Raw genomic sequence first — 16,136 nt, forward strand, 5'->3', positions numbered from 1 at the left:
CTCATCCGGCACCACATCCACCCCCAGGTCCAACCCAACAAACCGGGCCAGCAGCGGCGTGTCATACAGGGCTTCCTCCACCGCCGGATCCGACAGCCCAAACCACTGCTGCAGAAAGTAAATCCTCAAAAGCTTCTCGACCGCAAAGGGTGGACAACCCCACCCTTGGGGCCTGCCTTGGGCGCATACGGCTCGATGAGCGCAACCAGCTCTTTCCAGGGCACCACACGCTCCATCTGCTCCAAAAACTCACGCTTGCGGGTGCGCTTGGTGCGCAGCTCAAAGCCCGTATACATCGGCACCTGAAGACTCATCTGCTTCATGTCGCTATTGTCCCATCCCGGCAGTCAGGTGGGGGTTTTGCAGACCTTCCTTAATCAAAGTTCGTTCGTTTCGGATCAATAATTCGTCGTCAATGAAGTCACTCCGCAGTTCGGTCGATGCCCTTTGCGCTTTAGCCAGGCGGCACCAAAGCGAGAGGGCATGACATAGGGATTAAACCGTTGCCCAATGGACCACGCCACCCTCTCCGCCCTGCGCGACCGCCACCCGGCCTGGCGGCTTCTGGCCTCGCCGCATGCCCCGCTCGTGGCGAGCTTCCTGCACCGGGTGTTCGTGGCCCCCAATGTGCGGGTGATGAGCGAGGCCGATCTGGCCGAGGCACTGGAGGACGAGCTGTACGCCCTGCGCGAGCAACTGGGGGCTGAGGCCTACCCCAAGTCGGCAATCGAATACCTCAATGACTGGGCCGCAGCGGACAAGGGCTGGCTGCGCAAGTTCTACAAGCCGGGTACGGATGAGGCACAGTTCGACCTGACGCCAGCCACGGAAAAGGCGATTGCCTGGCTGCTGTCGTTGACCGATCGGCCCTTTGTTGGCACTGAATCGCGCCTGCTCACGTTGTTCACGCTTCTGGAGCAGATCAGCACGGGCACCGAGACCGATCCGAGCAAGCGTCTGGCAGACCTTCGCGCCAGGCGCAACGCGCTGGATGCGGAGATTGCCCGGCTGTTGGCAGGCGAGGTACTAATCCTGGACGATACGGCCATCAAGGATCGTTTTCTCCAGTTCCAGCAGCTGGCACGCGAGCTTTTGGCCGACTTTCGCGAGGTGGAGCACAATTTCCGCCAGCTAGACCGCAAGGTGCGGGAGAAGATCGCGCTGTGGGAAGGCAGCAAGGGTGCGCTGCTCGATGAGATCATGGGCGAGCGCGATGCCATCGGGGATTCTGACCAAGGCCGCAGCTTCCGCGCCTTCTGGGACTTCCTGATGTCCAGCCGGCGGCAGGAGGAGCTTTCCGAGCGGCTGGAGCGGATACTTGCGCTTCCTGCGATTGCTGAGCTTGCCCCCGACCCGCGCCTGCGCCGGGTGCATCATGACTGGCTGGAAGCTGGTGAGCACACGCAGCGCACGGTGGCAATGCTCTCGCAGCAGTTGCGCCGTTTCCTGGACGACCGGGCCTTTCTGGAAAACCGCCGCATCCTGGACCTGCTGCACGGCATCGAGAGCAAGGCGCTGGCTTTGCGCGAGGCCATTCCCGCCGGTATGGTGATGAGCATCGACGGCATGGCGGCGGACATCCAGCTGCCGCTGGAGCGTCCGCTGTACACGCCGCAGGTCAGGCCACGCCTGGGCGAATTCGCGCTGGTCGCGGGCGGGGACGATATCGACACCACGAGCTTGTTCGGACAGAGGGTGGTGGACAAGGGGCGCCTGCGCGCCAATGTGCTACACGCGCTGCGTAACAGGCCGCAAGTCACGCTGCGCGAGCTTGTGGAGGATGAGCCGCTGCATCAGGGTCTGGCCGAACTGCTGACCTATCTGGAACTGGCCCACACCCAGGATGGCCTGGACGGGATACGCGCTGTGATCGATGAGCGCGTGACCGATACCATCCGCTGGTCGTCGTGCAACACCGAGGGCGAGGCGGTGATGCGCGAGGCGCGCCTGCCGCGCGTGATTTTCACGCGCTGACCATTGACCGCGAACAGATAAAACATGGGCGAAGTCTTCTACGCGCACGATTCACCCCAAGGGCACCAAGGCACCCCGCATGCCACCCCCGAGCTGACTCAGCTGTTGCTGCACCTGCTCAAAGGGGTGCTTTACCGTGAGGAGGATGAGCGCCTGTGGGCCAGCCTGCTGCATCTGCAGACGCAGGTGCGGGAATACGCCGCCGTGCTGTTGCTTGACTTGGTAGTGGAAGAAGCGGAGGGCTATGCCTTTTTGCGCAGCCGCCCCGACCCGGACGAATCCGAGGACGGTCCGCGCCTGCCCCGTCTCGTTGCGCGGTGGCCGCTGTCCTATGCGGTGAGCCTGATGCTGGCGCTCTTGCGCAAGCGCCTGGCAGAGTTCGATGCCCTTGGCGGGGACACACGGCTGGTGCTGTCCCGTGATGACATCGTCGAGCTGATGCGCGTATACCTGCCCGATGGCACGAACGAGGCCCGCTTGATCGACCAGGTGGACGCAACCCTTACCAAGGTGGTGGAGCTGGGCTTCCTGCGCCGGCTCAAGCCCGCCGTTGGCAGTGCGCACGACCGCGGCCATTACGAGGTACGCCGCATCCTGAAGGCCTTTATCGACGCAACCTGGCTAGCGGAGCTGGATGCCCGGCTCGAAGCGTATCGCCTGGCCCTGTCAGGGAAGGTGGAGGAGGACAACCGCGATGCTTGATGCACCGATGCTTGGGCTTGACTTCGTGGCGGACGACAGTCGGGTGGGCTTTCGGCTGCACTCGCTGGGGGTACTAAACTGGGGCACCTTCAACCAGCGCGTATGGCGGCTCGATCTTGGCGGGCGCAACGGGCTCCTGACCGGCGACATCGGTTCGGGCAAGTCCACCCTGGTCGATGCCATCACAACCCTCCTCGTGCCACCGCAACGCGTGGCCTACAACAAGGCGGCGGGGGCCGAGGCCCGCGAGCGCTCCCTGCGCTCCTACGTCGTTGGCCATTACAAGAGCGAGCGCAACGAAATCACGGGTAGCACCCGCCCGGTCGCGCTGCGCGATGCATCCAGCCACTCCATCATCCTCGCGGTGTTCCGCAATGAGGGCTATGACCAGGCCGTGACGCTGGCCCAGGTCTTCTTCTGGGGAAAAGACACGCAAGGCTAGCCCCAGCGCCTGTTCGTCACGGCCGAGCGGGCCCTGAGCATCGCCGATGACTTCCGGGTCATGGAGGGCGACATCCATACCCTGCGCAAAAAGCTGCGCAGCGCTGACTGCCAGCTATTCGACAGCTTCCCGCCCTATGCCGCCTGGTTTCGCCGCCGCTTCGGCATTGAGCACGAACAGGCCCTGGAACTGTTCCACCAGACGGTTTCGATGAAATCGGTCGGCAATCTCCTCACCGACTTTGTCCGCAATCACATGCTGGAACCGTTTGATGTGGGCAGTCGCATCGAATCCCTGATCGGTCACTTCGATGATCTGGACCGGGCCCAGCAGGCGGTGCTCAAGGCCAAGCGGCAGGTGGAAATGCTGACCCCGCTGGTCGAAAACGGCGCACGTCACCGCCAGCTCACGGACGAGATCGAGCGCTGGCGCCAGGCGCGGGATCAGCTTCGGCCGTACTTCGCCCGCCTCAAGGGCCAGCTGCTGGAGCGCCGCCTCGACCTGCTGGCGCAGGAGGCCGCCCGGCTCGATGCACGGATCGAGCGCCTGGAAGCCGAGCGGGAGGCCGCGCGCGTTGAAATCGGCCGACTGGAACGTGCCATGCGCGACCAAGGCGGCGACCGCCTGGAGGAGCTGGCCGCCGAGATTCGCCGCCTGCAGCAGGAAAAGGTCCAACGGCAGCAACGCGCCGACCGCTATCATGTCCTGCTCGCCCGCATGGATGAGCCAGCACCGGAAGATGAGGCCGGCTTCCTTGCCCTCCAGCAGGGCATGGCCCAGCGGGCCGAAGCATTGCGCACGCAACTGGCCGACCTGGACAACCGCGAGCGCGAAGAGGACTTCGCCTTCCGCAAGGGACGGGAAGAACACACCGCCCTCACCGAGGAGATCGACAGCCTCGCGCGGCGCAAGAGCAATATCGACACAGCCCAGATCCGCATCCGCGAAGCGCTGTGTGCGGCGCTGGGGCTGCCCGAGGACGAGCTGCCCTTCGCGGGCGAACTGATTCAGGTGCGCGCGGAAGAGCGCGACTGGGAAGGCGCCGCCGAGCGGCTGCTGCGCGGCTTCGGCCTGGCCCTGCTGGTACCGGACGGCCACTACAGGGCCGTCGCCACATGGGTGGACCGCCAGCATCTGGGCGCCCGCCTGGTGTACTTCCACGTACGGCCGCGCAAGGTTGCGCCGGGTGCCAGCCTGCATCCGCAATCCCTGGTAAGAAAACTCGTCATCAAGCCCGATTCCCCCCACCACGCATGGCTGGAACAGGAACTGCAAAGCCGCTTTGACTTTGCCTGCTGCGACACCCCCGAGCAGTTTCAGCGCGAGGCGCGGGCCATCACCCGCGCCGGGCAGATCAAAGAGCCGGGTGGCCGTCACGAGAAGGACGACCGCAGCCGGATCGACAATCGCAGCCGCTACGTGCTGGGCTGGAGCAATGCCGACAAGCTGCGGGCCCTGCGCGATGCGCGCGCCCAGCTCGAGGCCAGACTGGCGGTGCATGCCCAGCGCATCAGCGAGCTCAGCCAGTCCCGCCGTGAATTGCAGGGCCGGCTGGATGCGCTGAACCGGCTGGAAGAATTCACCCGCTTTGCCGACATCGACTGGATGAGCCTGGCGCGCAGAATCGCAACACTGACCGAGGAGCGCACACGGCTGGAGACCGCCCCGAACACCTTGCAGGAACTGGGACGCCAGCTCAGGACCGCGCAGGACCGGCTTGGCGAGCTGGAGGGCCAGTACGCCGAGCTTCTGGGCAAGCGGGGTGAGATCAAGAACAAGCACGAAACGGCCCAGGCCATGCGCAACCAGGCCGCTTTGCTATGGCAGCAGGCGCCGCTGACCGAGGCCCAGATCGGGCAGCTGGATCAGTGACGCGCGCAGGCGCTGGGTGAACACCAGCTTTCGGTCGAATCCTGCGACAACCGCGAGCAGGAGATGCGTCAATGGCTGCAGATGCGCATCGACAATAAGAACAGGAACCTGACCGACCTGACCGAACGCATCGTCAACGCCATGCGTGGTTTCAAAGAGGCGTTCAAGGCCGAGACCGTGGAAATGGATGCCAGTCTGGCGGCCCTGCCCGAATATGAACGCATGCTCGAGGGTTTGCAGCGCGACGACCTGCCGCGCTTCGAAGCGCGTTTCAAAGAGCTGCTCAATGTCAACACGATCAACGAGATCGCCCAATTCAACGCCCAGCTCAACCGCGGGCGCGAGCGCATCAAGGAGCGCGTCGAGCGCATCAACCTGTCGCTGCAGGCCATCGACTACAACCCCGGCCGATATATCACCCTGGTGGCCTCCCCCAGCCCGGATGCCGAGATCCGCGAATTCCAGCAAGCCCTGCGCGCCTGCACCGAGGGGACACTGACCGGCTCGGCCGACGAAACCTACTCCGAGGCCAAGTTCCTGCAAGTCAAGGCCATCATCGACCGCTTCCGTGGCCGCGAGGGACTGTTGGACATCGACCGCCGCTGGGCCACCAAAGTCATCGACGTGCGCAACTGGTTTTTGTTCTCGGCCAGCGAGCGCTGGCGCGCCGATGGCGCTGAGCACGAACACTACTCGGACTCGGGCGGCAAGTCGGGCGGCCAGAAGGAAAAGCTGGCCTACACCGTGCTGGCGGCAAGCCTTGCTTACCAGTTTGGCCTGGAATGGGGAGCGGTGCGATCACGATCATTCCGCTTCGTCGTCATTGACGAAGCCTTCGGGCGCGGTTCGGACGAATCGGCGCGATACGGCCTGCGCCTGTTCCAGCAGCTCAACCTGCAGCTTCTCATCGTCACACCGCTGCAGAAGATCCACATCATCGAGCCTTATGTGGCCAGCGTCGGCTTTGTGCACAACGAAGGCGGGCGCGACTCCCGGCTGCGCTGCCTGTCGATCGAGGCATACCAAGCGCAGAAAGCCGCCAATGCAACGGCTGGGATGGGCACGCCCCCATGAACTGGACCCTGCCTGCCGATCTGCGCGCGCAAGTCCAGCGCCTGTGGGATCGCGGCGAACTGCTGCGGGCAGCGGTGATGGACACCCTACCCTGGCCGCTGCGCCTCAATCTCAAGGGCCCCTCGCCTGCCGACCTCACCGAGCGCTTCGAAGCCGTACGAGACTGGCTGTACAACATCGCCAACACTCCGTATGTTCGCATCGAATGGCGCGACTGGAACCACCGCATCCAGGGCATGCAGCGGCTGCCAGCGACAGTGTGGCTCGACACCCTGGGAGACACCCTGGCCTTCATCGGCAAGACCCGCCAGGCCGAACAGTTCCAGGCCCTGTGGCAGCAAACGGCAGCCGCGCAGCCTTGCCTGCTCGACTGGCTTGCCCGGCGGCCGATCCAGGCCCTGGATTGGCTCGACCGCTGGGAACAACTCCTGGCAATCGTCGCCTGGCTGCAGGCTCACCCTCGCCCGGGCATCTATATGCGCCAGGTCGACATCCCCGGCGTCGACAGCAAATTCATCGAGACCCACCGCGGCGTGCTCACCGAACTGCTCAATCTGGCCCTGCCTCCCACCGCCATCGAAGCGGACGCCACCGGCCTTGCCCAATTCACGCGCCGCTTTGGCTTCCTGGACAAGCCCGCGCGGATCCGCTTTCGACTGCTCGATGCCACCCTGCCCAGTCTACCGGGCTGCCCATCCTCACCGCAGAACCTGCCCGACATCACCCTGGACATGGCCAGCTTCGCGGCCCTGACGCTACCCGTGCAGCGCGTGTTCATCACCGAGAACGAAACCAACTTCCTTGCCTTCCCCCCCGTGGCCAAGGCCATCATCATCTTTGGCGCGGGCTACGGCTGGGAAGCCCTGCCGCCCGCAACATGGCTCCAGCGCTGCCGGCTGCACTACTGGGGCGACCTCGACACCCACGGCTTTGCCATTCTCAACCAGCTGCGCAGCCACTTCCCCCACACGGCCTCCTTCCTCATGGACCGCGAAACACTGCTGGCCCACCGCCTCCACTGGGGCGAAGAACCCAAACCGGTCCACCACGACCTCCCCCATCTGACCATCGAAGAGGCCGCCGTTTACGACGATTTGCGCTTTGATCGCTACCAACCCCGGCTGCGAATGGAACAAGAGCGCGTGGGCTATGGCTGGCTACAGCAGCAACTGGCAAGTCGGCTCTCGCGAGCGGACACAGCCCCGTCTTTGTAAACGGGGGCCGGGCCGACGTCTTCAGCGGTATGCGCTGCCTATTCTTCTTTTTGTGAGCGCTGTGTCCCCCTGTTTCGAGGGCGAGCGCATTGGCTGAGTAGGGGGTTTTGGAATGCACGCTGCCGCCGCTGCGCGCGAAGCGGCGGTAGCTGCGGCGCCGTTTGACCCGGTAGCGGACTACGACGTGCGCCAGCCGGCCTTGCCCGCATTGGACGCGACCAGCCGCGCCCGCCTGATCCCGGTCTTGTCGTGCCTTGGGCTGGAACCCGCTGCCCCTGGCACGCTGCTCATCGCCAACGTGGCCGGCTACGCCCATTACGACGGGCCCCAGCTCGAAGCACAAGGGCAGGCCGGTTTTGCCAGCGGCGACGCTCTCACGCTCGAGCGCGAGCCGGACAATCCCCGTGATCCGCTCGCCGTGCGCATTCTCTGGCAAGGGGCGCATCTGGGCCATGTGCCGCGCGCCGAAAGTGCCGAGATCGCACGGCGGCTCGATCGAGGCGAACCGCTCGTCTGCCGCCTGCTGCGCTATACCCCAGCGGCGGCCGCTTGGCGCAAAATCGAGTTTGTCATCGCGGAGGGCAAATGAAAACCGCCACCACTGTGCCTGCGCTGTGGCCGACGTATCGGCTCGCCGCCTTCATTTTTGCGGCGGTCATCGGGCTCATCGGGTTCTTCGCCGCCGAAGGGCTGGGCGAGGGGCTTTTCATCGCCATCGCCATGAGCCTGACGGGTTTTATGGTCATGCTGCTTCTCTATCCGCCCGTGCGCTGGGCGCAACTGGCTTTCGTTCGCGTGGAGCCCTGGCTTGAGCGTCACTTCGGCACGCGCGCAACGGTGCTCGATGACAGCGCCCGTCCGCAGGCGTGGCTTGCCAGCCCCGCAAAGAAGACCAGCGCTTGCTCGGGAAACAGCCGTGTACCATTTCCCGCCGAAGTCGAGGCGAGCTCCCTGTCACGCGCCGTTCCTGCGCTTGTCGGCGAAGAGTGGGCGCGAGCCGCCGACTCCGACCCCGGCGCCCTCGGCTCCGGCGTGCGCTTGCCCACACCGCTGAACCGATCGCTTGCGCACGCCGACACGGTCACGATCCAACCCGGCGTGCGCTGGCTCGCCGAGCAGATGCGCCCATGGCGCGAGCGGCTGAATCGGCGGGAAACTCCTGCCGGGCATAAGCTCTGGGGTAGTTATGAAGAGGCGGCAGCCGCTCTGGAGCATGCCGTGCGCCCCGCCATACAGGGGCTGGCCCGAGAATTGGCGGCGCTGTCCAGGGCCGCTTACGAGGTCGGGGCTGGCCAAGGCATGCCAGAGATTGCCGCAGCACGCTTTGCGGCCACCTTGGAACATTGGCTGACGGTGCGCGCCGCGCTGGCCCAACGCACCTTTGCCCATGACCCCGTGGGCGATGCGCGCGTCGAAGCGATCCTGGATGCGATCGATACGCGACTTGATCGAGTCTTCGCGGCCTATATCCACTTCGCCCAGCACCCCCAGGAGGCACTACGCTGGGCCGATGCAAACGGGCAGATGTCGATTGCTGTCGATTTCGATTGCCAGCGCGAGGTGCGAGACTTCGTCAACTGGGTGGTGCTCAAGACGCGCGGGCGGGGTAGCGGAACCCTCCGGTGGCTGGTCACGGCGTTTGCAATCGGGTACTGGTTGGGGGGGGCGTAGCCCCGCGTCCCCATGGCAAGGTTGCGGCCGTAGTTGACGGGGGACGCTGCCCCTGCCGCCCTGGGGCCAGACCGCGCTGGGGCGGTGTCTGCGCGGTGCGCAGCGGTGCGCCGCCAACGGGCAGGGTAATCGCCTGCCCGCTGATAGACTTCGCATCGACCGTGTCTGCGTGACCGGCGCCATCGACGCGCAGCCGTTGCACGAACACGCGCGCCGGGCAACGCCTTCCCCTGACGCCCGCGCCAACCGCCGACCTCCACACCCCATGCCCACGCTGAACTGGATTGGCAAGGAAGCCGTCGTCAAACACCACCAGGCCGTGCCGTTCCGCCTGCTGGAGGCGGTGCCCGAGCGCTCCTGCGGCGATGCCAGCAGTGGCAACCTCATCGTGCAGGGCGACAACCTGCACGCGCTCAAGGCCCTCTTGCCGCGCTACGCCGGGCAGGTCAAGTGCATCTACATCGACCCGCCGTACAACACCGGCAACGAGGGCTGGGTGTACAACGACAACGTCAACAGCCCGGAGATTCGCAAGTGGCTGGGCGAGGTGGTTGGCAAGGAAGGTGAGACGCTGGACCGGCACGACCGCTGGCTGTGCATGATGTACCCGCGCCTGGTGCTGTTGCGGCAGTTCCTGCGCGAGGACGGCGCGATTTTCGTATCCATCGATGACAACGAGGTGGCCGCGCTACGGTTGGTGATGGACGAGATTTTTGGGGCGAAAAATTTTGTGGCGACCGTCCTGTGGCAGAAGGTTTTTGCGCCGAAGAACTCTGCTCGCCATTTTTCTGAGGATCACGATTACATTGTCATTTACGCTTTAAACGCGGACAGTTGGCGCCCTAACCTGATTCCTCGTGACGAAGGCGCGAACGCGAGATATAAGAATCCGGATAATGACCCACGTGGCCCATGGACATCGGGCGACTTGCAAGCACGCAACTACTACTCTGAAGGAACCTACCCGGTCACCTGCCCATCTGGTCGAGTCATATCCGGTCCAGGAAAAGGAATGTACTGGCGAGTATCAAAAGCCAACTTCGACCGCCTGAATCAAGAGGGGCGTATCTGGTGGGGCGAATCTGGGAACAATATGCCTCGCCTCAAGCGCTATCTCTCCGATGTAAAGGATGGCGTGGTGCCACAGACCATGTGGTTTTACAAAGATGTCGGGCACACTCAGGAAGCGAAAAAAGAACTGCTCGAACTGGTCGACTTCAACACGTCTGACGACGTTTTCATCACGCCGAAACCCACCCGGCTCATTCAGCGCATCCTGCAAATCGCCACCGACAAGGATTCCCTCATCCTCGACTCCTTCGCCGGCTCCGGCACCACGGCCCATGCCGTGCTCAAGCAAAACGCCGAGGACGGCGGCAAGCGTCGCTTCATCCTGGTCGAAATGGATGAAAACATCGCCCGCAATGTCACCGCCGAACGCGTGCGGCGCGCCGCGCTGGGCTACACCAATGCCAAAGGGCAAGCGGTGACTGGCCTTGGCAGCGGCTTCCAGTTCTGTCGTCTGTCCGCCGAACCGCTGTTCGATGCCGACGGCCAGATTCGCCGCGACGTGACTTTTGCGCAACTGGCCGAGTTCGTCTGGTTCACTGAGACCGGCACGGGTTTTACCGGCACCGCCGATTCACCGCTGCTGGGCGTGCACGAAGGCCGCGCGATCTATCTGCTCTACAACGGTATCCTCAAAGACAGGTCGATCGGTGGCGGCAATGTCCTCACCGGCCCCGTGTTCGATACACTGCCCAAGTTTGCGGGCCCGAAGGTGATCTACGCTGCCGCCAACCGCATGGGCGCTCGCGCCGCGCGCGAAGGCATCACCTTCAAGCAAACGCCTTACGCCTTGGAGATGTGACGATGCCGACGATCAGCATGTTTTACGGCATATTGGTGGCCATGTATGTGTTGGATACCGACAAGCATCACCTGCCACATATTCATGTACGCTACAACGATTTCAAGGCCGTGATCCAGATTCCCGATGGGTATTTGCTTGAGGGAGAGTTGCCGCCAAGACAAATGAAACTGCTGCAGGCGTGGATCGAAATTCACCGCGACGAGTTGATGGCAGACTGGTATTTGGCTAGCACGGGGCAGACGCCTTTCAAAATCGACCCATTGCGTTGAGGGGGGATCGTCATGACGCCCGACGTAATTCAAGTCAGACCGCTTCCGGGTTACGTCCTTGTCGTCCAATTCGCATCCGGTGAATGCCGTCGCTTCGATATGCGGAGCCTGTTACGCTACCCGGCATTTTCCGCGCTGCAAGACGAAGCCTTGTTTCGGCGCGCCCACGTCGAGCACGGCACAGTGGTGTGGACGGATGAGATCGACCTCTCTCCAGACATGCTGTATTTGCGTGGCCAGCCAGTGGATGTAGCTGATTTTTCGATTCAGGAACCTCTGCATCCCATGGGGTAAATGTAGAGTTACATAGACGCCCGCCGTCATGCACTCTTCGTCAGTCGCGAAGCGATGCGTGAACTGATCGACAACCTACGGAGCCCCCAACCCTGATGATCCGCCTGCACAAAAACGCCACGACTACGCCGGCTATCCGCGCCTACATCCAGGCTTCGCCCCTGTCCGTGGCGGCGCTGGCGGATGAGTTGGGGGTCTCTGAAGACACGATCCGGCGCTTTAACAGGCCGTTGAAAAAATGTACATCAACGCAACGCCATCAGCATGCACATCGGTTTTCAGCCGACTTCAGAGCCCATTTCGCGGTCTGCGCAGCCCTTTTTCGGGGCCCGTTTCAGGCCTGTTGGCCCATTTTGGGCGCACGTATCCCCGGGCTCACGCATGATGCGCGTCCCACCAGCCGCCGATTGCCCCAAGGCGCTACCCCAGTTGTAGGTGGCAAAGCACAGCAGCGCCTGACCCGTGAGCTTGGCCTGACCGATGAGCTTGGTCTTGGCCAGACCACCCACGGTCTTGATCCAGCCAAAGGCCTCCTCAATGCGCTTGCGCACCTTCTGACTGGTCTTGTAGCCCTCGTGTCGGGTGATCCGGGCATCCACCGCCGAGTGCCTGTCCTTGGCCGCCACGTGCGGCGTGACCTTGAGCTTTCGGCAGCCCTCGATGAAGGCCTTGCTGTCGTAGCCCTTGTCGGCCCCGACCGTAGCCCGCTTGTTCTTGTTGCCCCGGCGCCCAAGCATCGCGAGCGCTGCCTCGCGCTCGGCGGTGCCGCGGGCATGGGTGATCTGCACGTCCACGATCAGACCGTTGCGGTTTTCCATCAGGATGTGGCCCATGTGGCACAGGCGGGACTTGTCGCCCTGGCTCTTCTTGAACAGGCGGGCATCGGCGTCCGTGGTGCTGGCGTGGGTGTCGTTGCAGCGCTGCTGCCCTTTGAAGTCCACCTCGGGGTTGCGCCCGGGCGGGCTGGCGCTGTCGTCGTCCCGGCGCTTGAAGCTCAAGGGCTCCGCCCAGGCCTCGATCAGCGTGCCGTCCACGCTGAAGTGTTCGTCGCTGGTCAAGCTTGCCCAATCGGCGGTGTGCTTGACCCGCTCGAAGAAGGCGCGGGCCAAGTCTTCGTTGAAGAGCCGCTCGCGGTTGGCGCTGAAGGGGCAGTGGCCCCAGACCTTGTCCTCGATGTTCAGGCCCACGAACCAGCGGTACAGCAGGTTGTAGTTGACCGCTTCGACCAACTGGCGCTCGCTGCGGATGGAAAACAGGATCTGCAGCAGCAGGGCATCGAGCATCTCCGGCGGCACCGACGGGCGGCCCCGGCGGGCGTACACCGCGTCGAACTCGCGGTTCATCGTCGCCAGCAGCGCAACGACTGCGGCGCGCAGCTTGCGCAGCGGGTGTGTCTGCGGCACGCGCTCTTCAAGGCTGATGTAGCTGAACATCGCTTGCCTGGGAAGTCTTGGTTGCCTCTCATCGTCCTCGTCCGCGTCGTTCGCCGATCGTTTCAGATCATACTGGCGGAGGCCAGCGTCGACGGGGGATTTTTTCAACGGCCTGTTAAGAGCCGGGATTCGGTGCAAGATCGCTCGCATACCGCGCATCGCCTGCAAACCACGCTCACCCCCGGCGCAGGAGCTTCTGGTGGTGCAATTGCGCAAGACCCCTTCTGCTCCCCCTGGACGACTTCCTGGTGGTGACGCGGGAGTTCATCCACCCCAACGTCTCCCGTTCCGGCCTCAACCGTTGCCTGCAACGGCATGACGTCGGCCGCCTGACGGACTTGCAGCCCACTGCCGGAAAGTCGGGGCACAAGCCGTTCAAGGTCTACGAACCCGGGTATCTCCATGTGAACGTCAAGTATCTGCCCCAGATGCCCGACGAGGATCACCGCCGCTACCTGTAGGAAATTCACCATGACGGCCTTTGCCCCCAAAACATACCAACAGCAGGTGCTCGACAGCATCGAGGCCTATTTCAAGGCCTGTCACGAGCTGCTGTCGCCCTCGATTGCCTTCACGGTCACCACCGAGCGACTGTGGGGACACGGTCTGCCCTACAACCCGTTGTCGGGCTTTCCGGATGACATGCCGTATTTTTGTTTGCGCGTGCCCACCGGCGGCGGCAAGACCTGGCTGGCCGCAAAAAGTGTAGCGCTCGTCAATACACATCTCTTGCGCACCGAGCACAGCGTGATTCTGTGGCTGGTGCCCAGCAAGGCGATCCGCGCGCAGACGATCAAGGCGCTGAAGGATCGTAGCCACCCGTATCATGCTGTGCTGCGCGAGGCGGGGCCGATTACGGTGCTCGATCTTGCAGAGGCCATGAGCGTGACCCGTGCCACGCTGGATACTTCGACTACGGTGATCGTCGCCACACGTCAGGCATTCCAGGTGGAAGACGAAGAGTCGCGCAAGGTATATCAGAGCAGCGGCGCACTGATGCATCATTTCGAGCACCTTTCACCGAGCCAACGCGAGGCGCTGCTGACCGATGGCGAGGGCAGCGAACGTACCACGCCTTACTCCCTGGCCAATGTGTTGCGTCTGCGGCGCCCATTCGTGATCGTCGATGAGGCGCATAACAGCCGCACCGAATTGGCCTTTGACATGCTGGCGCGCTTGCGCCCCAGCGGTATCATGGAGCTGACCGCCACGCCCGACCTGGAACGAACGCCCAGCAATGTGCTGCACAGTGTGTCCGCCGCCGAGTTGAAGGCGGAAGACATGATCAAGCTGCCGGTGATGCTGGAAACGGAGCCGAACTGGCAACAATGCCTGGCCGATGCCATCGCCCGACGCGATGCCCTACACAGGCTGGCGGATGAAGAATACCGGGCCGGCGCGCCCTATCTGCGGCCCATGGTATTGATTCAGGCGCAGCCGCGACGCGCCGGGGTGGAGACGCTCGATGTCGAGCGAGTGAAAAACGAGCTGACGGCCAACCACGGCATTCCTGCCCGTGAGATCGTGGTGGCCACCGGCGAGGAAAAGGGGCTGGAGAGCATCGAGGCCGATTACAGGCTGGGACTATCTGACCCGGCCTGTCCGGTGAAGTTCGTCATCACCCAGAGGGCGCTGGCCGAGGGGTGGGACTGCCCCTTTGCTTACATTCTGGTCAGCTTGGCGGAGCTGCAATCGGCCACCGCGGTGGAGCAGTTGCTCGGGCGGGTACTGCGGCAGCCGGGGGCGCGGCGTTGGCAGGCCAACGCCTTGAATCAGTCCTACGCCTTCGTGGTGTCGCGCAGCTTTGCCGAAACCGCCACCGCCTTGCGCGACCGCTTGGTGGCTGGTGCAGGCTTTGAGCGGCGCGAGGTGCGCGAGTTCGTGGCCGCAGCCAAACCGGAGCAAGGGCGGTTGGACCTGGAAGGCCACAGCGGCCGGGTCGTGTTTCGGCCGGTGGCGATTGCCCTGAACGAGAGGCCGACTCTTTCGAGCGTGCCCAAGCCGGTGCGCGACAAAGTGAGCTGGGATGGCCAACGCCACACGCTGACCATCACCGCTCCGTTGACCGAGGATGAGGCCGAGGTGCTCAAGACAGCGGTGACCAGCGAAACCGCTGCGGCAGCCATCGCGGAAGCTGCCGAAGTCAGCCGCACCACGGCCATCGAGTTCTTCCAGACGCCTGCCGAGCTGGGCGAGCGTTTCCGCGTGCCCCAGCTGGCCTTGCGCGTGCAGGGCGAGCTGGTGCCTTTTGACGATCCGGAGGTGCTGGAGTATCCGTGGGACTTGGCCGCCGAGGAGTCTGCGCCGACAGAGGCGGAACTGGCGACGCTGGATGCAGCGCTGAAGGTGGCGCAAGGGGGCGAGATCGATGTCGATGAGTATGGCCGCGTGGTCTCGCGCTTTTTGCCCGAGTTGCAGCGCGATCTGGGTCTCGTCTACCCACCGGAAAACTGGGACGAGGTGCGCCTGGCGGCGTGGCTGTGCCGCAACCTGCCTGAACCGTCGCTGATCCACACCAGCAAGCTGGCGTTCGTCGCGGCCTGGCTGGCCGCCTTGCTGCGCCGCGAAGGCTTCACGCTGGCCCGCGCCAATCTGCAAAAATTTTTGATTCGCGATCTGCTGGAAGTGCGCATTCGCGAGCTGCGCAAGCAAGCTGTTGGCAAGGCATTCCAGCAGGTCCTGTTCGGTGGCGACGCGGACGCGCGGGTGGCGGTCACCGATTCGTACACCTTCGAGTTTCACCCCCAGGCTTACGCCCCCAGCCGCGACTACGACGGGCGCTTCGGGCGTTTTGACTTCCGCAAGCATTACTACGGACGCATTGGCGACTTCGACAGCAAGGAGGAGTTCGAGTGCGCCTGCCAGTTGGATATGTGGGCGCAGCAAGGGCGCATCCAGTTCTGGGTGCGCAACCTGGTTCGGCGTGAGGGCTGCGCGTTCTTCCTGCAAAAAGCAGACGGACGTTTTTATCCCGACTTCCTGTGTCGCCTGCCGGGCCGCGCCAACGAGCCCGGCCCGATTCTGGCGGTTGAATACAAAGGGGCCGACCGCTGGGAGGCAGCCAAGGATGATCGTTTGATTGGCGGCTTGTGGGCCAGTTTGTCAAATGGGCGCTGCCGCTTTGTGATGGTCAAGGACAAGCGGTGGGACTGGATTGAGTGCGAACTGCCCCTAGTCTCGGCGCCGTTGCTGCCCTGACACGTCAGCGCTGCAAGCGGTATGGGTAACCCGTTTTTTCAGCAAGCACCAGTTTCACGCGCGGCCGAGGTGTTGCGCACCGCTGGGGTTTTCCCTTTTCGCGGTGACGATCTGAGGCCA

9 protein-coding genes and 4 pseudogenes are annotated in these 16,136 nt (G+C 63.7%); 11 read left to right on the forward strand and 2 right to left on the reverse strand.

Annotated features, from left to right (window positions below; translation table 11 throughout):
* Window positions 1-323: pseudogene (locus Tchar_RS04175) on the reverse strand (transposase); the annotation flags it as partial.
* Window positions 324-510: 187 nt separating this feature from the next.
* Here Tchar_RS04175 and Tchar_RS04180 point away from each other — a divergent pair.
* The 9 genes and pseudogenes from Tchar_RS04180 to Tchar_RS04220 all read left to right on the forward strand — a co-directional run bounded on the left by Tchar_RS04180 (window position 511) and on the right by Tchar_RS04220 (window position 11,385).
* Complete coding sequence (locus tag Tchar_RS04180) at window positions 511-1,974, forward strand: DUF3375 domain-containing protein (RefSeq protein WP_144327831.1); 1,464 nt, start codon at window positions 511-513, stop codon at window positions 1,972-1,974.
* 24 nt (window positions 1,975-1,998) lie between these two features.
* Entirely contained in the window at window positions 1,999-2,676 is a 678-nt protein-coding gene (locus tag Tchar_RS04185; protein ID WP_144327832.1) for a DUF4194 domain-containing protein, read from the forward strand.
* Window positions 2,669-6,064 (forward strand): annotated as a pseudogene (locus Tchar_RS14305) (ATP-binding protein). Before Tchar_RS04185 ends, Tchar_RS14305 begins: the two are co-directional and overlap by 8 nt.
* Window positions 6,061-7,278, forward strand: coding sequence for a DUF3322 domain-containing protein (locus Tchar_RS04195; RefSeq protein WP_144327833.1), 1,218 nt, complete (start codon window positions 6,061-6,063; stop codon window positions 7,276-7,278). Before Tchar_RS14305 ends, Tchar_RS04195 begins: the two are co-directional and overlap by 4 nt.
* 112 nt (window positions 7,279-7,390) lie before the next feature.
* On the forward strand, window positions 7,391-7,867 hold the full coding sequence (locus Tchar_RS04200; protein ID WP_144327834.1) for an HIRAN domain-containing protein: 477 nt from the start codon (window positions 7,391-7,393) through the stop codon (window positions 7,865-7,867).
* Entirely contained in the window at window positions 7,864-8,949 is a 1,086-nt protein-coding gene (locus Tchar_RS04205; protein WP_144327835.1) for a hypothetical protein, read from the forward strand. Before Tchar_RS04200 ends, Tchar_RS04205 begins: the two co-directional genes overlap by 4 nt.
* Before the next feature lie 169 nt (window positions 8,950-9,118).
* Complete coding sequence (locus tag Tchar_RS04210) at window positions 9,119-10,819, forward strand: site-specific DNA-methyltransferase (RefSeq protein ID WP_236640206.1); 1,701 nt, start codon at window positions 9,119-9,121, stop codon at window positions 10,817-10,819.
* A 2-nt stretch (window positions 10,820-10,821) separates the two neighbouring features.
* Complete coding sequence (locus Tchar_RS04215; protein WP_144327836.1) at window positions 10,822-11,091, forward strand: DUF4160 domain-containing protein; 270 nt, start codon at window positions 10,822-10,824, stop codon at window positions 11,089-11,091.
* Window positions 11,092-11,103: 12 nt separating this feature from the next.
* On the forward strand, window positions 11,104-11,385 hold the full coding sequence (locus Tchar_RS04220) for a DUF2442 domain-containing protein (RefSeq protein ID WP_144327837.1): 282 nt from the start codon (window positions 11,104-11,106) through the stop codon (window positions 11,383-11,385).
* 375 nt (window positions 11,386-11,760) lie between these two features.
* On the opposite strand, the pseudogene Tchar_RS04230 reads toward Tchar_RS04220, so the two are convergent.
* Window positions 11,761-12,850: pseudogene (locus tag Tchar_RS04230) on the reverse strand (IS5 family transposase).
* A gap of 85 nt (window positions 12,851-12,935) precedes the next feature.
* On the opposite strand from Tchar_RS04230, the pseudogene Tchar_RS13950 reads away from it, so the two are divergent.
* Together Tchar_RS13950 and Tchar_RS04240 are read left to right on the forward strand one after the other, a co-directional pair.
* Window positions 12,936-13,276, forward strand: a pseudogene (locus Tchar_RS13950) (IS481 family transposase); the annotation flags it as partial.
* A 13-nt stretch (window positions 13,277-13,289) separates the two neighbouring features.
* Window positions 13,290-16,016: a DEAD/DEAH box helicase gene (locus Tchar_RS04240; protein WP_144327838.1), complete on the forward strand. Its 2,727-nt coding sequence runs from the start codon at window positions 13,290-13,292 to the stop codon at window positions 16,014-16,016.
* The last annotated feature ends 120 nt before the right edge of the window (window positions 16,017-16,136 follow it).

The organism is Tepidimonas charontis (assembly GCF_007556685.1).
GTDB classification, from domain to species: domain Bacteria; phylum Pseudomonadota; class Gammaproteobacteria; order Burkholderiales; family Burkholderiaceae_C; genus Tepidimonas; species Tepidimonas charontis.

What these genes read in the sequence shown, in the direction of transcription:
- Tchar_RS04185 (WP_144327832.1), top strand. Translation starts at nt 1,999, where the DNA reads ATGGGCGAAGTCTTCTACGCGCACGATTCACCCCAAGGGCACCAAGGC.
- Tchar_RS04195 (WP_144327833.1), top strand. Translation starts at nt 6,061, where the DNA reads ATGAACTGGACCCTGCCTGCCGATCTGCGCGCGCAAGTCCAGCGCCTG.
- Tchar_RS04215 (WP_144327836.1), top strand. Translation starts at nt 10,822, where the DNA reads ATGCCGACGATCAGCATGTTTTACGGCATATTGGTGGCCATGTATGTG.
- Tchar_RS04180 (WP_144327831.1), top strand. Translation starts at nt 511, where the DNA reads ATGGACCACGCCACCCTCTCCGCCCTGCGCGACCGCCACCCGGCCTGG.
- Tchar_RS04200 (WP_144327834.1), top strand. Translation starts at nt 7,391, where the DNA reads ATGCACGCTGCCGCCGCTGCGCGCGAAGCGGCGGTAGCTGCGGCGCCG.
- Tchar_RS04220 (WP_144327837.1), top strand. Translation starts at nt 11,104, where the DNA reads ATGACGCCCGACGTAATTCAAGTCAGACCGCTTCCGGGTTACGTCCTT.
- Tchar_RS04240 (WP_144327838.1), top strand. Translation starts at nt 13,290, where the DNA reads ATGACGGCCTTTGCCCCCAAAACATACCAACAGCAGGTGCTCGACAGC.
- Tchar_RS04205 (WP_144327835.1), top strand. Translation starts at nt 7,864, where the DNA reads ATGAAAACCGCCACCACTGTGCCTGCGCTGTGGCCGACGTATCGGCTC.